13 protein-coding genes and 2 pseudogenes are annotated in these 18,123 nt (G+C 43.2%); 8 read left to right on the forward strand and 7 right to left on the reverse strand.

Annotation, left to right across the window (positions count from 1 at the left end):
* Window positions 1–301: 301 nt before the first annotated feature.
* Window positions 302–397, reverse strand: a pseudogene (locus tag ACEW80_RS06190) (GxxExxY protein); the annotation flags it as partial.
* A gap of 135 nt (window positions 398–532) precedes the next feature.
* Between ACEW80_RS06190 and ACEW80_RS06195 the strand changes: the two are divergent.
* Together ACEW80_RS06195 and ACEW80_RS06200 are read left to right on the forward strand one after the other, a co-directional pair.
* Window positions 533–3,544: a valine--tRNA ligase gene (locus ACEW80_RS06195; RefSeq protein WP_373525756.1), complete on the forward strand. Its 3,012-nt coding sequence runs from the start codon at window positions 533–535 to the stop codon at window positions 3,542–3,544.
* Between the two features lie 159 nt (window positions 3,545–3,703).
* Window positions 3,704–4,138: a hypothetical protein gene (locus ACEW80_RS06200; RefSeq protein WP_373525757.1), complete on the forward strand. Its 435-nt coding sequence runs from the start codon at window positions 3,704–3,706 to the stop codon at window positions 4,136–4,138.
* Window positions 4,139–4,229: 91 nt separating this feature from the next.
* Here the strand turns inward: ACEW80_RS06200 and ACEW80_RS06205 are convergent, their stop codons facing one another.
* Together ACEW80_RS06205 and ACEW80_RS06210 are read right to left on the reverse strand one after the other, a co-directional pair.
* The gene (locus ACEW80_RS06205; protein ID WP_373525758.1) at window positions 4,230–5,237 is read right to left on the reverse strand and encodes an SPFH domain-containing protein; all 1,008 of its coding nucleotides are present in this window, start codon (window positions 5,235–5,237) and stop codon (window positions 4,230–4,232) included.
* A gap of 67 nt (window positions 5,238–5,304) precedes the next feature.
* Window positions 5,305–5,739, reverse strand: coding sequence for an NfeD family protein (locus tag ACEW80_RS06210; RefSeq protein ID WP_373525759.1), 435 nt, complete (start codon window positions 5,737–5,739; stop codon window positions 5,305–5,307).
* A gap of 234 nt (window positions 5,740–5,973) precedes the next feature.
* On the opposite strand from ACEW80_RS06210, the gene ACEW80_RS06215 reads away from it, so the two are divergent.
* Window positions 5,974–7,929, forward strand: a complete 1,956-nt coding sequence (locus ACEW80_RS06215) for a protein phosphatase 2C domain-containing protein (protein WP_373525760.1) — start codon at window positions 5,974–5,976, stop codon at window positions 7,927–7,929.
* A gap of 191 nt (window positions 7,930–8,120) precedes the next feature.
* On the opposite strand, the gene ACEW80_RS06220 is transcribed toward ACEW80_RS06215, so the two are convergent.
* Both ACEW80_RS06220 and ACEW80_RS06225 read right to left on the reverse strand, forming a co-directional pair.
* Complete coding sequence (locus tag ACEW80_RS06220) at window positions 8,121–8,528, reverse strand: ExbD/TolR family protein (RefSeq protein ID WP_373525761.1); 408 nt, start codon at window positions 8,526–8,528, stop codon at window positions 8,121–8,123.
* The gene (locus tag ACEW80_RS06225; RefSeq protein WP_373525762.1) at window positions 8,512–9,165 is read right to left on the reverse strand and encodes a MotA/TolQ/ExbB proton channel family protein; all 654 of its coding nucleotides are present in this window, start codon (window positions 9,163–9,165) and stop codon (window positions 8,512–8,514) included. The genes ACEW80_RS06220 and ACEW80_RS06225 overlap by 17 nt, the downstream gene beginning before the upstream one ends.
* Window positions 9,166–9,503: 338 nt before the next feature.
* Here ACEW80_RS06225 and ACEW80_RS06230 point away from each other — a divergent pair, with 338 nt between their 5' ends.
* Window positions 9,504–11,012, forward strand: a complete 1,509-nt coding sequence (locus ACEW80_RS06230; protein ID WP_373525763.1) for a TonB family protein — start codon at window positions 9,504–9,506, stop codon at window positions 11,010–11,012.
* A 202-nt stretch (window positions 11,013–11,214) separates the two neighbouring features.
* Here the strand turns inward: ACEW80_RS06230 and ACEW80_RS06235 are convergent, their stop codons facing one another.
* Window positions 11,215–11,781 carry a PadR family transcriptional regulator gene (locus ACEW80_RS06235; RefSeq protein ID WP_373525764.1) on the reverse strand — a complete coding sequence of 189 codons (567 nt, stop codon included), beginning with the start codon at window positions 11,779–11,781 and terminating at the stop codon, window positions 11,215–11,217.
* A gap of 316 nt (window positions 11,782–12,097) precedes the next feature.
* Here ACEW80_RS06235 and ACEW80_RS06240 point away from each other — a divergent pair, with 316 nt between their 5' ends.
* Both ACEW80_RS06240 and ACEW80_RS06245 read left to right on the forward strand, forming a co-directional pair.
* Window positions 12,098–12,433, forward strand: a complete 336-nt coding sequence (locus ACEW80_RS06240) for a hypothetical protein (protein WP_373525765.1) — start codon at window positions 12,098–12,100, stop codon at window positions 12,431–12,433.
* 283 nt (window positions 12,434–12,716) lie between these two features.
* Window positions 12,717–14,471 carry an ATP-binding protein gene (locus ACEW80_RS06245; RefSeq protein ID WP_373525766.1) on the forward strand — a complete coding sequence of 585 codons (1,755 nt, stop codon included), beginning with the start codon at window positions 12,717–12,719 and terminating at the stop codon, window positions 14,469–14,471.
* Window positions 14,472–14,731: 260 nt separating this feature from the next.
* On the opposite strand, the gene ACEW80_RS06250 is transcribed toward ACEW80_RS06245, so the two are convergent.
* Window positions 14,732–15,127, reverse strand: coding sequence for a hypothetical protein (locus tag ACEW80_RS06250; protein WP_373525767.1), 396 nt, complete (start codon window positions 15,125–15,127; stop codon window positions 14,732–14,734).
* A gap of 370 nt (window positions 15,128–15,497) precedes the next feature.
* On the opposite strand from ACEW80_RS06250, the gene ACEW80_RS06255 reads away from it, so the two are divergent.
* A complete protein-coding gene (locus ACEW80_RS06255) occupies window positions 15,498–15,896 on the forward strand; it encodes a hypothetical protein (RefSeq protein WP_373525768.1) in 399 nt (132 codons plus the stop codon).
* Window positions 15,897–16,203: 307 nt separating this feature from the next.
* A pseudogene (locus ACEW80_RS06260) lies at window positions 16,204–18,123 on the forward strand (tetratricopeptide repeat protein); the annotation flags it as partial.

Here is an 18,123-nt window from a genome sequence, read left to right on the forward strand (position 1 = left end):
AGAAATTCATATTGGGCGCGGGTCAGGTTGCTGGGGTATGCTTTACTCATGTTACTCTCTCGGTGCTGTCTATTATCTATTCACAGCTTATACTGAGAGAGCTTTTTTACACCCTTTCCGACTTTTCAAACATCCTCTAAATAGATAAAAAACGAAGTTATGCGAAGATATGTAAAAGCCCTTATTTTATTACCTCCCAGAGCTTTGACATCAGCAATTTGTTAATGTCATTAAATTACTGTGCGATCGCCAAAATAATTTCTCTAGGGTACCGCAAAGGACGCAAAGAGCGCAAAGAAGATTAAGAAGAGAGTATGATGCGTTTGATGCCGTCTTTGAGGAGAGGGGCTAGAAGGTAATGAGTCATTTTAAGGTAGGAGAGGACTTGAGCTTCGTGAAATCCGGGTTAAGTTGGGGAACCTCCGCAACACACTGCCTCTACTTTGCGTCCTTTGCGGTTCGTTTCTATATAAACTCTCTTCAACCCTATGGCAAAATTTATTAAAGTTCTTCCATACTTAGTTTGCCCCGCATGACCGTAACCATTCCCAATCTCCCCAGTCTCTACGACCCCTTTTCCACTGAAGCCAAGTGGCAAAAATTCTGGGAAGACAACCAAATTTACAAAGCTGACCCCAACAAAGGCGGTGAACCCTACTGCATCGTCATTCCGCCGCCGAATGTCACCGGCAATTTACATATAGGTCACGCTTTTGAAAGTGCGTTGATTGATACCCTCGTGCGCTACCACCGGATGCAGGGGCGCAATACCCTGTGGCTACCCGGAACTGACCACGCCAGCATTGCTGTGCATACTATGCTGGAAAGGCAACTCAAGACAGAAGGTAAGACTCGCTATGAGTTGGGGCGCGAGAAATTCTTAGAACGCGCTTGGCAATGGAAGGCGGAGTCTGAGGGAACGATCCTGAATCAGCTGCGACGCTTGGGTGTCTCGGTGGACTGGTCACGGGAAAGATTTACTCTGGATGAGGGTTTATCTAAAGCTGTTGTCGAGGCGTTTACTCGTCTTTACGAGGAAGGCTTAATTTATCGTGGTGAATATTTAGTTAACTGGTGTCCAGCTTCTGGGTCGGCTGTGTCTGATGTAGAGGTGGAAAATCAAGAGGTGAATGGGAATCTCTGGCACTTCCGTTATCCCCTCACCGATGGTTCCGGTTTTGTAGAGGTGGCGACAACTAGACCAGAAACGATGCTAGGCGATACGGCAGTGGCAGTTAATCCCAATGACGATCGCTACAAACATCTTATTGGCAAAACTGTAACTCTGCCCATTCTACAACGAGAAATTCCCATCATTGGCGATGAATTTGTCGATCCCACCTTTGGCACGGGTTGCGTGAAAGTAACTCCCGCCCATGACCCAAACGATTTTGACATGGGTAAACGTCACAATTTGCCGTTGATCAACATTATGAATAAAGACGGCACTCTCAACGCCAATGCCGGGGAGTTTCAAGGACAAGACCGCTTTGTTGCTAGAAAAAATGTGGTTTCTCGCCTAGAGGCAGATGGCTTTTTGGTGAAGATAGAAGATTATAAGCATACCGTTCCCTACAGCGATCGCGGTAAAGTACCCATTGAACCCCTTCTCTCGACTCAGTGGTTTGTCAAAATTCGCCCCCTAGCTGACAAAACTCTCGAATTCCTCGACCAGCAAACTTCTCCAGAGTTTGTTCCCCAACGCTGGACAAAGGTCTATCGTGATTGGCTAGTAAAACTCAAAGATTGGTGTATCTCTCGGCAATTATGGTGGGGACACCAAATTCCGGCTTGGTACGCTATCAGTGAAACGGATGGGGAAATTACCGATAACACACCCTTTGTGGTGGCGAAATCGGAAACTGAAGCTTGGGAAAAAGCTAATTCACAATTTGGTGAAAATGTCAAGTTAGAACAAGACCCAGATGTACTAGATACTTGGTTTTCTTCTGGACTTTGGCCATTTTCGACTTTGGGCTGGCCGGAACAAACTCAGGATTTAGCAACTTATTACCCGACTACCACTTTGGTGACAGGCTTTGATATCATCTTTTTCTGGGTTGCCCGAATGACGATGATGGCTGGGTACTTTACGGGGCAAATGCCTTTCCAGACAGTTTACATCCACGGTTTGGTGCTGGATGAAAAAGGTCAGAAAATGTCTAAAACTAAAGGGAATGGTATTGACCCGTTGTTATTAATTGACAAATATGGTACTGATGCTCTGCGGTATACCCTAATTAGGGAAGTTGCTGGCGCTGGCCAAGATATCCGGTTGGAGTACGATCGCAAAAAAGATGAATCGGCTTCTGTAGAGGCATCCCGCAACTTTGCTAACAAGTTGTGGAATGCTGCCCGGTTTGTAATGATGAATTTGGATGGACAGACACCGCAACAATTGGGGAACCCAGTCGCTATAGAATTGAGCGATCGCTGGATTCTCTCGCGGTATCATCAAGTTGTCAAACAAACCACCAATTACATCGATAATTACGGTTTAGGGGAAGCAGCTAAGGGACTCTACGAATTTATTTGGGGTGATTTCTGCGATCAGTATATTGAACTGGTGAAATCTCGGCTTCAGCAAGATGCAGATCCGACATCTCGGCGGGTAGCACAGCAAACCCTCGCCTACATACTTGAAGGGATTTTGAAACTACTTCATCCTTTCATGCCGCATATTACCGAGGAAATTTGGCAAACTCTCACCCAACAACCAGCAGATTCTCCGCAAACTTTAGCCTTGCAACTCTATCCCCAGGTGGATGCAAACTTGATTGATTCAGCCTTAGAAGAACAGTTTGAATTGCTGATTGCTACTATCCGCACAATTCGGAACTTGCGTGCTGAGGCGGATATTAAACCAGGGGTAAAAGTGACAGCGAATTTGCAAACTGAAAGCCAGAAGGAGCGGGAAATTCTGACTGCTGGACAAGATTATATTAAAGATTTGGCGAAAGTTCAGACTTTAACCATTACTGACAAGCAAGAAAGCCAAACTGTTGCTGCTAAAAAACCTCAAAGGGGTTTGAAGACAATTGGCTTAATTATTGTGGCGATTATCTTTGGTAGATTGGGTTTAGCTGTAGGGAATGCCATTGATGACACTCCCATTGTCGGAACTTTCTTTGAACTAGTTGGTTTTGGTTACACAGCTTGGTTTGTTAGCCAAAATTTATTAACTGCTCAAGCAAGACTTAGATTATGGAGCCGATTTTTCTCTTTTAGAGAATTAGAACAGCCACAAGAACCAGAAAATGCGATGCCTGACGGCAAGCCGGAAAACGTCTACGCTGGTGTAATTGGTACAATCCAAGTGCTAATTCCTCTGAGCGGCGTAGTGGATATTGAACTTGTGCGTGCCAAACTAGAGAAAAGCCTAAGTAAAGCTGAAGCGGAAGTTCAATCTCTGAGCGCCAGATTAAACAATCCTAGTTTTGTGGATAGAGCCAGAGCCGACGTGGTACAAGGAGTGCGAGACACTTTAGCAGAAGCACAGAAGCAAGCTGAAATTTTGCGCGTACGCCTTCAAGCGTTGCCGTAGGCATCGCCTGCGTGGCTTAGTATAACTGTAATGGGTAATGGGAGTCTTAATAATTCCCAATTACCCATTACCAATTAACAAGATCAAAATATAAATTCTGGCACTTATTTTTTATTTATTAAATTTTTTTGAATTCTGAATTGGAGCAAAGCGACCCTCATGCTATATCTAGCCCAGGTGCGTAAAAATGATTTTTTAGACCAGCACCAGTTACGCTTGTTGGCACGTCAAGAAGCTGATAACTTGTGGGCGATGATTCCTGAAGAAGCTTTCATTCTGCTAGGAAAGGGAAATCCCATGAGCGAAAAATTGCTTGTTTTAGTGGAACTTTCGCCTACAGGCGATATTGAAAGAATAGAAGACGCCGCCAACTGGGTACTTCATCTGGTACAAAGCTATCTTACCACTGGCATTACCCCGGATTTTTTGCAGCACGAAGCCGAGCGAGCAGAACATTGGCGACAATCGCTGACGTTGCAAAACCAAGATTTAGCGCGACGCTCCTTAGAATTGGAAGCTCGTCGTGAACAAATTCAAGCTTTAGAAGAAAGCCTCAAACGTGAAAAAAACGGTTATCACCGAGAAGAAAGTTAAAGTAAAACTTTAGTTATTGGGCATTGGGCATTGGGAGAAAACAAGGTAGAAACTTTTTCAATAATTTCTCCTTGTCCCTCACTCCCCACTCTTAATTAGGGCGGTTATTTTCTAATCCTGGTATTTGCTTAGAAAACAACTCGTTAGAGTCAACCTGACCATTTGAGATAATGGAACGCATACCCTCAAAAGCAGCAGGGATAGTGCGGGGATCGATAAATAAGACTTTGCTGCTATCGCTTTTACCAATTGTCGCACCCATATCCAGATAGCCCAAAGCAAACAAAACTTCTACTGCTTTATTAGCATTGGGGTTGCTGTGGAGCTTCTGTGCAATAATTTCTGTAGACTCTGCGATCGCCTGCGCTTTCAAAACCTGCTGCTGACGTTCAGCTTGAGCTTTCATCACCAGCGACTTTTGTTCAGCTTCCGCTTGCAGAATTGTCGATTTTTGCCGAGCTTCCGCATCCAATATTTGTGCTTCAGCTTTACCTCTAGCGCTATTGACAGCAGATTCGCGTTCCCCCTCAGAAGTTAAAATTGCTGCACGTTTGCGTCGTTCTGCCGACATTTGCAATTCCATCGATTCTCGCACTGCCTGAGACGGAATAATATCTCGCAGTTCTACCCGTGTCACTTTCACACCCCAAGGATCGGTAGCAACATCCAAATCCTGTAATAAAAGTTCACTGATGTGGGAACGAGCAGTAAAAGTTTGATCCAACTCCAATTGTCCCATTTCGGCGCGAATTTGAGTCAGCACCATGTTTACCATTGCCGACTGAAGATTTTCTACCTTATACCAAGCTTTTTCCATATCTACGATGCGCCAGTAAAACACTGCATCCACCTCAATGCCAACATTGTCGCGGGTGATGCATTGTTGCGGAGGAATATCTAAGACTTTTTCGCGGATGGTTCCTTGGTAAACGATTCTATCGAGGAAAGGAATAACAAAGTTTAGTCCTGGTTCGAGTTTTTTGTTATAGCTACCCAATCTTTCCACCAAAGCTTCATTGCCCTGATTGACGACTTTCACAGTTCCTGCTAAAGCACCACCACCAAGGGCTAAAAAGAATAGTAAAAATAGCTGTTCCATTGTAAGTCTCCTGTTTTTTAAGTATTAAATGTCAAAGGGCAGATAAGGAAGAAGCAATGCTCCATGCCTAAGAATTCAACAGATTTTCTGGTATCACAATTAAGGTAGTACCTTCTCTCCTAACCACATAAACTCTTTGATGGGGCGGTACGGCGAATTTGTCATCGTCACATCTTGCTTGCCAAGAATTTCCTTCATACCGCACCCGCCCTGTTTTCCCAGGCGGAATTTCTGTTAAGGTTTCAGCTATAACTGCATCTCGAATTTTAGATTTGCGTTGTCGCGGTTGCAAAAACCGACGGGAAAGCAAAATTAGTGTTGTGGAAAGCAACAGCCAAAGCACAATTTGCAACCATACACTTCCCAAACCCACTCCAGACAGCAGCGCTACTACAAAAGCGCTAATTCCCATCATGAAGGCGACAAACGCCGATGGTAAAAACAGTTCTGTTAGACACAAAACTGCTCCAGCCAGAAGCCAGATTAAGGTAAAACTTGGCATAGCGCCATTCCTAGCCTCTACATTGACGTAAATACATTTATACGATTAGATACAGCCAGACTTAAGTTATTTACAGAAAGCAAAACTTGGTGTTTTTACCAATAATTTTGATTAAATTCAGTAACAAGATGTAGCTAGCGGTACACCAATCCAGTCTATTCTAGCCTTCAAGTCATTGCCAGCTAAATGTAATCGAAGTTCATGAGTTGATTGGTTTCTTAAATTTATACCTTTATGATTTCTACTCAGCAGATAATTTATTGTATAAATCCAGGCTGTAATAGCCCCATTAATCCGATAGGAGATAGTGTTTGTGCTAGTTGTCAAACTCCTTTAGTTCACCGCTATCTCTGGGCTACTGGCTCATTGTCCGCCAAAATCCCACCAGGCACAAAGGTAGCAGACAGGTATGAGGTAATTAGTCACCAGGTTTGGTTAGATACTCAACCAGGATTGCCACCAGATGTACCTGAAGAATTGCCAAAAGAAGTAATTCATTATCTACAGTTATATCAAGAGAGGTTACACCTGCCCCAGGCTTATAGCTTTGCTGGTTCTATTGAGGCAGGTGTGGATGATATCGATATCCTGTTATTGGAAAATGTGCCGATAGATGAGACAGGAGATATTTACCCAACTGTTGTTGAGGCATGGGAGCAAGCAACGGCGGTAAGACAAGTTTATTGGCTGTGGCAAATTCTCCAACTTTGGACACCTTTATCAGAATTAGGACTTAGCCGCAGTTTACTGGTAGCAGAGAATTTGAGAGTCCAAGGTTGGTGTGTACGACTGTTGGAACTCTACCAGACACCAGCAACCGAGAAGGTGAGTTTACAAAATCTGGGACAGTGTTGGCAGTTCTGGGTAGCGTCTGCAAAGGCATCAGTAGCCAGAGAGTTACAAAACATAGTTCAACAGATGTGTGAAACTGAGATTGAGTTAGAAGCTATTAATATTCAACTCAATAGTTTACTACTAGCATCTGCTGCAGAATTGCCATTAGTCCTAAAAGTGGCAGGCTCTACAGATATCGGTTTAGTAATGGCGCAAAATGAAGACGCTTGCTACCCCAATGGTTTTAATAACCTAGATGAACCTTTACTGCCGCACTTGTCCATTGTTTGCGATGGCATTGGCGGACACGAAGGCGGCGAAGTTGCCAGTCAGTTGGCAGTGCAGTCTGTGAAGTTGCAAATTCGTGCCTTACTAGCAGAGGTAACAGAACAAACTGGACTTGTACCACCACAGTTGTTGCAGGAACAACTAGAAGCAAGCTTGCGGGTGGTAAATAACGTGATTTGTGCCCGCAATAACGAGCAAAAACGCCAAGGCAAAGAACGCATGGCGACAACCCTTGTAATGGCTGTGCAATTGCCGCAACGAGTTCAGACGACTGCTGGATGGCAATCAGACAATGCCCATGAACTTTACTTGGCTAGTGTTGGTGATAGCCGTGCTTATTGGATTACTCACAACTATTGTCAGCTACTGACAGTAGATGATGATGTGGCAACGCGAGAAGTACGTTTTGCCAGAAATTTGTATCGCAAGGCACTTCTTAGACCAGATGCTACTGCCTTGACTCAGGCGTTGGGTACAAGAGATGCAGAATCTTTGCGTCTTCAGGTTCAGCGATTCATTGTGGAAGAAGATGGCATATTGCTACTATGTTCTGATGGTTTAAGTGATAATAACTGGGTAGAACAATCTTGGCAGGATTATGCAAAACCTTTGTTAGCTGGTCAAGTTACAGTTGAAGATGCTGTCCGCAACTGGATTAACCTGGCAAACGAAAAAAATGGGCGTGATAATACGTCGGTTGTTCTGACTCATTGTCGTGTCTCCCCAAAATATTTAGCACCTGTTACTCCCGCGCCGCCGCCAGTAGAGATTATAGAAGCACAACTACAAGAAGAACTACAAGAACCAACTTCTTTCACAGAAAGTTCAGAAACGCTGCTGGATTTAGACATTCCAGAGGAACCACTTGCAACCATAGAAATCCCACCAACTCTAATCACAAAACCTAATCGGGGTAAACGCTGGGTAATGCTAGGGGGAGTGTTGGCGTTGCTTGTAGGGGGTACAAGTCTAGGATTGTTTGCTTGGTGGCAAATTAATCCTCAAGGATTCCAGCAGATGTGTCGGCAATTTCCCCAGAGAGTGCAGGAAATGTGTCCGCAAAAGTAGGGAATGAGGAACAGATTACCAAAGAGAGGGAGGGGGAAGGGGCAAGGGGTAAAAGGATTTAAGGCATTTACCCTGTCCTGAATGCTGAAGTCAGTTTGGAGATTTTGGGTCAAACTCCATAAATGCGCTCGTGAAACAAAGCCTAATCAAACTGGTTTCAGACATCTGGAAATTCGATTTAGCCTGTATTTCTACTTACTTTTTTGAGTAGCGATCGCTAACTTTGCTCCCTCAACCTGACGTACCCGATCCATCACAGCCACTACCCGACCGTGACCAACTTTTTCATCAGCATTAATAATCACTAACATTTCTGAGTTAGAACCAATCAAAGTCCGCACTTGCGCTGTTAAATCATCAACTGCAATTGGCTTACGGTTCAGACTTACCGTTCCTTGTTCATCTACTGTGATCGTAATTCTAGAGGGAACTTGCTGTTGTTTTGCCGTGGCCGCCTTTGGTAAATTTACTGGCAAACCTTCCGATCGCGTTAAAAACAGTGTTGACATAATGAAAAATGTCAAAATTGCAAAAATCACGTCAATCATCGGCAGAATATTGATTTGTAGTGGAAGTTCTGGTTCATCTGGTAGACGCATAAGCTTTTTCTCCTCTTTGATAACGACGACGGTAGAGTAATTCTAGTTGTCCACCATACTCCTGAATTAGTGCGATTTGCCGCTGGTACAGTCCCCGGAAGGAATTGGCAAATAGGAGTATAAATATTGCAACTATTAATCCTGATGCTGTTGATACCAAAGCCTCACTAATACCAGATGTAACATTTGTCGTTTTGCTACCTCCCACATCACCGACATTTAGGGAGGCAAAAGAAGTTATCAATCCTAACACTGTACCCAGAAGACCCAAAAGTGGTGCCAAACTAATGATTGTCTCGAAAATGTTTTGGAAACGTTTAAGTACAGGTATCTCAGCCTGCGCTTCACTTTCTAATGCCAAACGAAATTCCTCTGGATTTGGTTCTTCCAATTCTAAAGCAGCAAGAAAAATGCGTGCAAGTGGCAAATCTGCGTTTTTTTGAAGTTTATCCATTGCACCCACAACATTATCGAGTCGGTAGAGATTCAAAACATCTCGCACCACGAGGCTTTGACGCTTGTTGATCCGTACCCAAAATCTGATCCGTTCAATGATCAGGGCCCCACCCAATACCGAAAACGCCAGCAGAGGCCACATGACCACACCGCCTGCTGCAAACAAATTCTGAATTCCCATGTAGTGCCTCTATAACGTCAACGTCATCCACAATACAAAATCAGACTACCAGAATGCAAGGAAAGCTGAAACTTTTTCTCAATAAAATACAATGATAATTTTTTCAAATGTAATGTGATGATTTTATTTACTTGTCCGTTTGTTTTACATAAATTAATTTAATCTAATTTAAAGAAAAATTAATTTTGTCTAAAAACCATGATATTGGTGGTTTGAAAAGACGTTTTTGCTAATTCAGGGTTCGATAATGCTATCACAAGTAATTTTAATTGTTTACTTGATATTTGTAACTGTACATTCTAAGATGACTAAATTAGTGACAATAGGTAGCAATAGCTATGAGCTTTTCTGGCATTACTGTCGAGCAACGTTCCAAAGAAGTTGAGGCTCTCAAGTCTTTTCTGACTTACAGTCTAATAGGTTCACTGGCGCTGCATATCGGCGTACTGTCCTCAGGCGTAGGTAATTATTTTACGAGGATGCCCACAGAAGAAGAACCAATTGAGGTGGCGATCATTGATTCTATAGTTGCGGAACCAGAAAAACCAATCACAGAGATTCCAAAAGAAATCAAAAAAGAACCACTTATTGTCCAAAAACAGCCTATAGAAACTCCACCAGTAGAAAAAGTTCCGCAGCAATTTGAACAGATTACAGCGATCGCTCAGAAGCCACAGCCGACAAATACGCCGTCAAGAGTAATTGCTACCAACTCAGAAGTTCCTGTGAAAATTGTCCAAAAACAGCCTATAGAAAAAGTTTCGCAGCAATTTGAACAGAGTACAGCGATCGCTCAGAAGTCACAGCCGACAAATACGCCGTCAAGAGTAATTGCTACCAACTCAGAAGTTCCTGTAAAATCTGCATCCATTCCGCGATCGCCTCTATCTGAAGATTCCAAAGCAACTTCGGCTGGTGGCGGCTCTGGTGTTGGTTTAGGCTCAGGTAGTGGGATCGCTGTCGGTACAACCAGCGGAACTGGCACTGGCATTGGCAGTGGAATTGGCAGTGGAATTGGTAGCGGCATTGGCAGTGGAACTGGTACTGGCAGTGGCAGTGGAAGTGGTAATGAACCAGTAAACCGTCCAACAGTAGCAACAGCGCCAACAGTGCCAACACCTCCAAAAATTAACAGTTCAGGCAATGGTAATGGTCGTGCAGCCTGCCGCGAATGTAATGCTAAGTATCCTGAGTCAGCAAGACGACGAGGAGTTGAAGGCAGAGTAGAAGTAGCTGTCGATACTGATGCACAAGGTAATGTTACCAATGTGCGAATTGCTAACTCTAGTGGAAACCGCGATTTGGATGAAGAAACTTTGAGACAAGCGCGTGACTGGAAATTAAAACCCGCAGAAGGTGGTAGACAAGGAGTATCGATAGGCACTGAATTTGCTATACAAGGTTCACGGCGATACCGCCAAGTCCAAGAACGGAACAGACAAAGACAACAAAGACAAGCACAAGAGAGGACCCAGCAGACAACGGCTACCAACTCCATAGAGGAAGCTCCAAAACGTAGGCGCAGAGGGTTGACACCCACATCTAATGAAACTACAACTACAAGATCGGTAGAATCTGGATTTAGTAGGCGGTTGCAACCTCAGAGAAGAGAAACTACTACCAGAGGTTCATCATCTGAAGCTAGGACAACTCGCACTCAAGGAAATGCTAGGGAGTCCCTACGCCGCATCCGGCGTGAACGAGCAGCTACCAATTCATCTCAAAAGCCACAAACAACTACAAATCGGCGGCGAAGAGAAAACACTAGCCAAAACAAATTGCGGGAGTCTTTGCGCCGTTTACGCCAACAACCTCAAGCACAACCTGCTGCTCCCAGCCAGGAGTAGAGCGACAAAATCTACTGGAATCATTTAAAAGAAAGTCAGGAGCTAGAATACAAGTGGCTTCTGACTTTTTAGTTTATGTATCACTTCTTTGAGTAGAGTTAAAGACTTTAGCCATCAGCAAAACGCTAATGCTTGCGATCGCTAAACTGATTGCAAAGATTTCTTGATAACCCAATCTACACATTATATTGACTTATTAAAATTACAGAATATGGTAATGTGATGCGTAGGGCTTTTGGTCACTGATAACATCGATCGCAATCTTCAACCAATCAATATAAGTTTGTTCTCTGCGGAGAACTAATTCCAGCACCAGCCTTTGCATTACCTGCTCACGGTTAGCAGACTCATTACCGAGTGATGGCAAATCAATGGTTTTACATTCGGTAAGCTTTTCGCTTCGAGCCACCAATTGCTGCTCTAGTAAATGAATGATGGTTTCATTTGGCAACTGTTCTGCAAAATGCAACTGAACAAGTAATTGTTCTCGTAAAATCGGTAAGGGTTGGTAAGTCCCAAGCCATCGGACAAATTCGGCTTTCCCTAGCTCCATCACGCTGTAGACTTTGCGGTTGGGGCGATCGTGCTGAATCTCAATCCTACAGGTAATCCAGCCTTGCTCAACTAGCTTATCGAGGGTTCTGTAAATTTGTGCCTGATCGGCTGGCCACAAATGAGCAATATATTGATCAAAGCAGCTCGTTTTAAGGTCGTAGCCTGTCATTTCTTGCTGCTGAAGAAGACCTAGAATTACGTATGCTAGCGACATTAAGACGGTTTTCCCATAATTGATGTTTGCTCGATAGCTTCTATCTATATACTGGTTATAATTTTATGTTAATATATGATTAATCTAATATAAGATATAACTGCTATAAAAAAATATGTCAATTGCAATGCGTCCTCACAAAGAAACCGATATATTAACTGAGGTTGATGAATACTAAAGCAAAAATTTATTTAAGCCATTGAAGACTATTGTAACAAGAGGGTGAATAACATTGACTTCTAACACACTTCTACAAAGAATACGTCAACATAAATACCTGCGTGATTTACGAAACAAATTACTATACCTTCACAAGATGCTACTGGACACAGAACGCATCGCTTATGAACAGGTTAGTGGACGAGTATCGAGTGGAGAACTGCTTCAGCTCGTCATCGCTCATGAGCAATTTGCCTGGTTACATCGCATTTCTGAGATGGTTGTGCAAGTTGATGAAATGCTCGAAGCTGATGAACCTATATCGCTGGACAATTTTCAAAAGTTGATTGCTGATGTCCGCAGGTTAATTGTGCCCTTAGAGACGGGCAATACCTTTGAGAGAAAGTATTACAATGCTCTCCAGAGCGAACCTGCTGCCGTGTTGGCACACGCGGAGATATCAAGGCTGCTGATGTCTAAAGTTGAAGAGTAACTTACAGCGATCGCTAAAATGGCTAATAATCCCTCTTTTCTCTGTGTTCTCTGCGCCTAATAAGGGTAGATAAATTACTTTTAAACCGCAGAGAGCGCTGAGAAAAGAAAAGAGATTTTACGAGTCACCTTGAAAGTTTTATTAAAGTTTTGATATTTTGCCAGAAGTGCTATATTGGCACTTGACCCGACTGAGTGCAAAGTATGCATAAGCCCACAGGACAGCGAAGCCGAGGTGTTGTACTCAGGACTAGACAGGAAGGGGAAGCAGGGGGAACAAGGGAATGAGTCAAAATCCTGGGCAAAGCGGATTTTTTTCCCTAGTTAAAGGTGTGCCTCTAAATCGCGTCCTCATAATGCCATTTCTGCTGCAAATTCTGCTAGCTGTGGGATTAAGTGTATACTTATCGATTGGCAACGAGCAGATTGAAGGCAATACTCAAAGCGCAATTTTTATCTTTCTGGGAGTCTTAGGAGTAGCGAGTGTATTGGGGATTGCGATCGCTCGTTGGATAACTCAGCCAATTTTGGACTTAAGCAAAGCGGTAAAAGAGTTTGGCAAACAGGCAACTTCAGCCGATTTTACCAATGAAGAAAATTCAGGGGTGATAGTACAGGGCATTCATGAAGTGGAAGTGCTGGCTGGATCTTTTAATGAGATGGCGCAGCAATTACGCCAAGCCATTACCGTACTGGCTAGCAAAAATGAAGAGTTAAAATTACAAGTTGAGTTACGAACTCAAGAGTTACAGCAAGAGATTAAAGAACGCCTTAATAATCAGCAAAAATTAGAGCAGCATAATCTGGCACTAGTAGAACTGGCAAATCACAGGGCGGTTTCCGAGGGAAATATGGAAACGGCATTCAAAGTTATTACAGAAAAAGCAGCGAATGCCTTAAAAGTGGAACGAGTGGGGGTGTGGTTATTCAATGGCGACCGCACCAAACTACAATGTATAAGTCTCTACGAACGTAGCAAACAAAAACATTCGGCAGGTTTAGAATACAATCGCGCCGATTATCCGATCTACTTTAAAGCTCTAGGGGCTGCACATACCATCATCGTTACTGAGACTCGTAACGATCCACGGGTGCAGGAATTATGGGATAACCTACTAGAATCGGAAAATATAGCGTCCCTAATTGCAGTCCCCATTTGGGTTGGGGGCAAAATGGTGGGAATAATATTGTATGAACAAGTTAATATTCCCCGTAAATGGGAACTGATTGAGCAAAACTTTGTTAGCTCAATTGCTGAATTTGTCGCACTGACTTTAGAAGTATGCGATCGCAAACAAGCAGAATCCGCTCTGCGTGAGGCTCAAGAAACTGCCGAAGTGGCAAATTGTGCCAAAACTACCTTCTTAGCAAACATCACCGATGAATTGACGACTCCGCTCAACTCCATTCTTAGAATCACAAAAACATTTCAAAATGAAGTCTGCGAATCTTTGAGTGAAGAACACCGCCAGTCAATAAATAGTCTGGAATCTAACAGCAAGCATCTACTGGAACTAATCAACAATATCCTCGACTTGACTAAAATCGAATCCAGCAAAATAGAATTGCAACTAGCTCCTACATCTATTCGGGGATTATGTGACTCCAGCCTCAGCTTTGTAAAATATTTGGCATTGCAGAAAAATATTCAGCTAAGTGTACAAGTACCTGAAGGACTCGAACCCATCCAAGTCGATGAACGCCGCATCCGTCAAGCATTCATTAACCTGTTGAGCAATGCTGTTAAGTTTACTTCAGACGCAGGCAAAGTCTGGATTGAAGTTCAGCCAACTTCTACAAACGAATATATCTTTTTCAGTGTGGTAGATACGGGTATTGGTATGCTTTCCGATGACCTTTTCAAATTATTTCAACCCTTTGTCCAAGTTGAAAATTCATATACCCGTCGCTCCGCAGGCACCGGTTTAGGATTAGTAATGGTGCAAAGAATTGTAGAGTTGCACGGTGGTACTGTCCATGCTGAAAGTCAGTTAGGCAAAGGTAGTCGATTTACAGTCAAACTCCCTTGGAAAAAGTAGAGAGTAGGGAGTGAACAATGCGCTTGGGTTGGTGATATTTAATGTTCGGAGATCCCCCCAACCCCCCTTAAAAAGGGGGGCTCATATCTCTTTTATTTACCCCCTTTTTAAGGGGGTCGCCGAAGGCGGGGGGATCTTAACCCAAGCGTCTTAAGGAGTGGAATTCGCGGCTACACAAACTAAGTCCGCCTGCGCGGACTAAAGAAAAATACTAATGAACAATGTTGTAGTCTTACCGTATACTTTAAAAATGAATGAGACTACTCAGTTTTAGAATTCTCATCAGTTGTTTCTTCTGCTACCGCTTTTAAGCGAGTTGCCGTGCTTTTACGGATGCGATCGCTTTTGCGAACAGCACCCGCCATTTCATATTCACTACTATCTTTGCCGTATCTAAAAGAAACTCCAATAAGCATCTTCTCACTGAGATCACCTAAAATTTTTCTCAATAGTTCCATCTCGGTTTTAGCAGAGTCAATCACGATTAGAGCAGTATTATAAGTGGTGATCTTGCTACGATATTGCTCAATTATTTGGAGCATATTTTGCAAGTTGCGAGCATCCCCAAAATCCATATTGGGATCAATTGCTGCAAGTCCAGCTGCTCTCAATTCAGCTTTTTCTAAAATGCGGTATGTAAGTTTTTGGCGAGGCATAAATGTATTCCAATCATTTTGATTTATAAATAGTTTGACTCACTAAAGCTACATTAGAGTACAGTATAATCCTCATAGTTTAGTATTTAATATAATAATGCAGTCAGTGTTTAGCGCAAAATAATAGCGTTGTTGATGAAACTGATCCGTTTGTTGATGAAACTGATCCGTTTGTTGATGAAACCGATCCGTTTGTTGATGAAACCAATCCGTTTGTTGATGAAACCGATCCGTTTGTTGATGAAACCGATCCGTTTGTTGATGAAATTGGAATTTTGCACCAATTTATAATAGCGGGACTTAGTTACGGAATTTAGAACCAAAGTGGTGTGTTAATAAGTAAATAGGATACACATAGTCAAAATAGCAGATGGAACCTTTAACTACTGCGGCGATCGCGATCGGCTCTATAATTGCCACTAAAGCCTTAGAAAAAACTGGCGAAAAAGTAGGCGAAGCTTTATGGGATAAGACTGGCAAGTTTCTGGTTACGCTGAAAAAACATTCTCCTTATACTGTAGCTGCGATCGAGAAAGCACCAGAACAAGCACTTGATTATGGCAAAGCTGTACTAGAGGTTGAATCAGCAGCTAAAGCTAATCCTGAAGTAGCTCAAGCTGCACAAGAATTGGCCGCCGCAGCGAAAGCAGAGCCAAATCCTAAACTTGCTGAAATTCTAGCTATGCCTAACCTAGAAAAGTTAGCAGACAAAATTGGTCAGGTAGTAATGCCAGGAGGGACAGGAAATATTGAAAATATGTCTTTTTAATCTGATAATAGACCACGCTGTAGGGGCACAGCATTGCTCATTGGTGTAAACTTAAGCTCAAACACTGAACTTATCCTCGTTTTAGATCCCCCAACCCCCTTAAAAAGGGGGCAAGAGATTCTACTTTCCCCCCTTTTTTAAGGGGGGTTAGGGGGGATCTAAAAGCTAGGTGGTACATAGAATTTTCACTCTTCTTATCAAACTAGGCTTTCATCTTAAGTTGCCACGTATGAGCATTGCTTGCCCCTACAACAGATATGGTTCAAATAAATGAAAACTGCTGTAATGGCATTTAACTTTATTATGTATGCCTGAAGACTCCGGGAAGTTTGCCGAAAAAATTGGTGTTTTTGCTGCCCCTGGCGCTCAAGTTAACATTGGCACTCAAATTATTAACGGGCAGAAACAGCTAACTCCCACAAAATATATCCCTCGCGGTTCCCTCCATTTTGTTGGGCGAGAAACCGAACTGACAATGCTGCACGAAGACTTGCAGCGCAGAGACTATGTAGCAATAGCGGGAATGGGTGGCGTGGGCAAAACTGAATTAGCCACCCAATACGCAAGACGATATCAAGAAGATTATGGCGGAATTACCTGGTTTAACGACAGAGCAACCAATCTCGCCGCCGAAGTTTTAGAGTTTTTCCGGTTGCAATCTGATTTTGAGATTCCCCAAGAATTAGGAGGAAAACTTTTAAGCCTTAAAGAACAAGTTGCTTGGTGTTGGTCTAAATATCCTAATTCTCCCTTGCCTATTTTAATCGTCTTCGATGACGTAACCAACCTAGCCAACTTCAGCGAAGTCGTTCCCAACGATAACCGCTTTCGAGTTCTGGTGACTACTCGACTGCGGAATTTAGACCGGAATGTTATTCAAGAAATTTCTTTAGATGTTCTCTCGCCCCAAAAAGAACCAGGAAAAGCCGTAGAACTGTTAAAACTACTGTTGGGGGAAAGAGATAAGCGAGTTGAAAACCAACCACAAGCCGCGATCGCAATCTGTGAATGTCTGGAATATTTGCCCTTGGGGATAGAGTTAGTTGGAGGTTATTTAGTACGCGACCCGGAAATATCTTTAGATATGATGTTTGGGCGATTGCAAAAACGTAAATTAGCAGAGTCAGCTTTACAAGACCGGGAAACTCTCAACTCAATTCAACTGGGAGTCAAAGCCGCCTTTGCTTTAACTTGGGAAGAACTTGACCCACTGGCGCAACAACTAGGAATATTTTTGAGTTTATTTTCTCCTGCACTGATTCTTTGGGATTTGGTTATTTGGGTGGCGACAGGTGGAGGGAAAGCAGAAAATCAGGAAGAAAGGCAGCTAACTTGGTCAGAAAATGAATTGAACGAAGCTAAAAAGCAACTCTACGGGCGTAACTTGCTGCAATTGGTAGAAGAAAGAGAAGGATATTATAAAATTCATGCTTTAGTGCGGTGGTTTTTGCAAGAGCAGTTAGCGAATGCTGGCGAAACCAAATCAGTTTTAGAAACAACCTTTGCGATCGCCATGATAGCTAAAGCCCAAATACTTCCCGATTCACCAACTTCTGAGCAGATTGAAAGCATCAGAGATATTGTTCTTCATCTGGAAGACCTGGGAAACCGTTTAATTGCAGAGATCGAGCCGCTATTAGCTTGAGCAATTTAGCAGGACTCTACAAGAGCCAAGCGCGCTACAGCGATGCCGAACCTCTCTACACTCAAGCCTTGGCAATGAAACAGCGCCTGTTTACTGGCGACCATCCCGATGTCGCTATTAGCTTGAACAATTTAGCAGAACTCTACAATAGCCAAGGGATTTACAGCGATGCCGAACCTCTCTTAATTGATGCCCTGGCAATGAAACAGCGCCTGTTTACTGGCGACCATCCCAATGTCGCTATTAGCTTGAACAATTTAGCAGCACTCTACAATAGCCAAGGGCGCTACAGCGATGCCAAACCTCTCTTAAATGATGCCCTGGCAATGATAAGACGGCTGTTTGCTGGCGACCATCCCAATGTCGCTACTAGCTTGAACAATTTAGCAGCACTCTACGATAGCCAAGGGCGCTACAGCGATGCAGAACCTCTCTTAATTGATGCCCTGGCAATGACAAAGCGCCTGTTTGCTAGCGACCATCCCAATGTGGCTACTAGCTTGAACAATTTAGCATTCCTCTACAAAAGTCAAGGGCGGTACAGCGATGCAGAACCTCTCTACATTGATGCCCTAGCAATGA

The sequence above is a fragment of the Nostoc sp. genome (assembly GCF_041747015.1).
In the GTDB taxonomy this organism is placed as follows: domain Bacteria; phylum Cyanobacteriota; class Cyanobacteriia; order Cyanobacteriales; family Nostocaceae; genus Nostoc.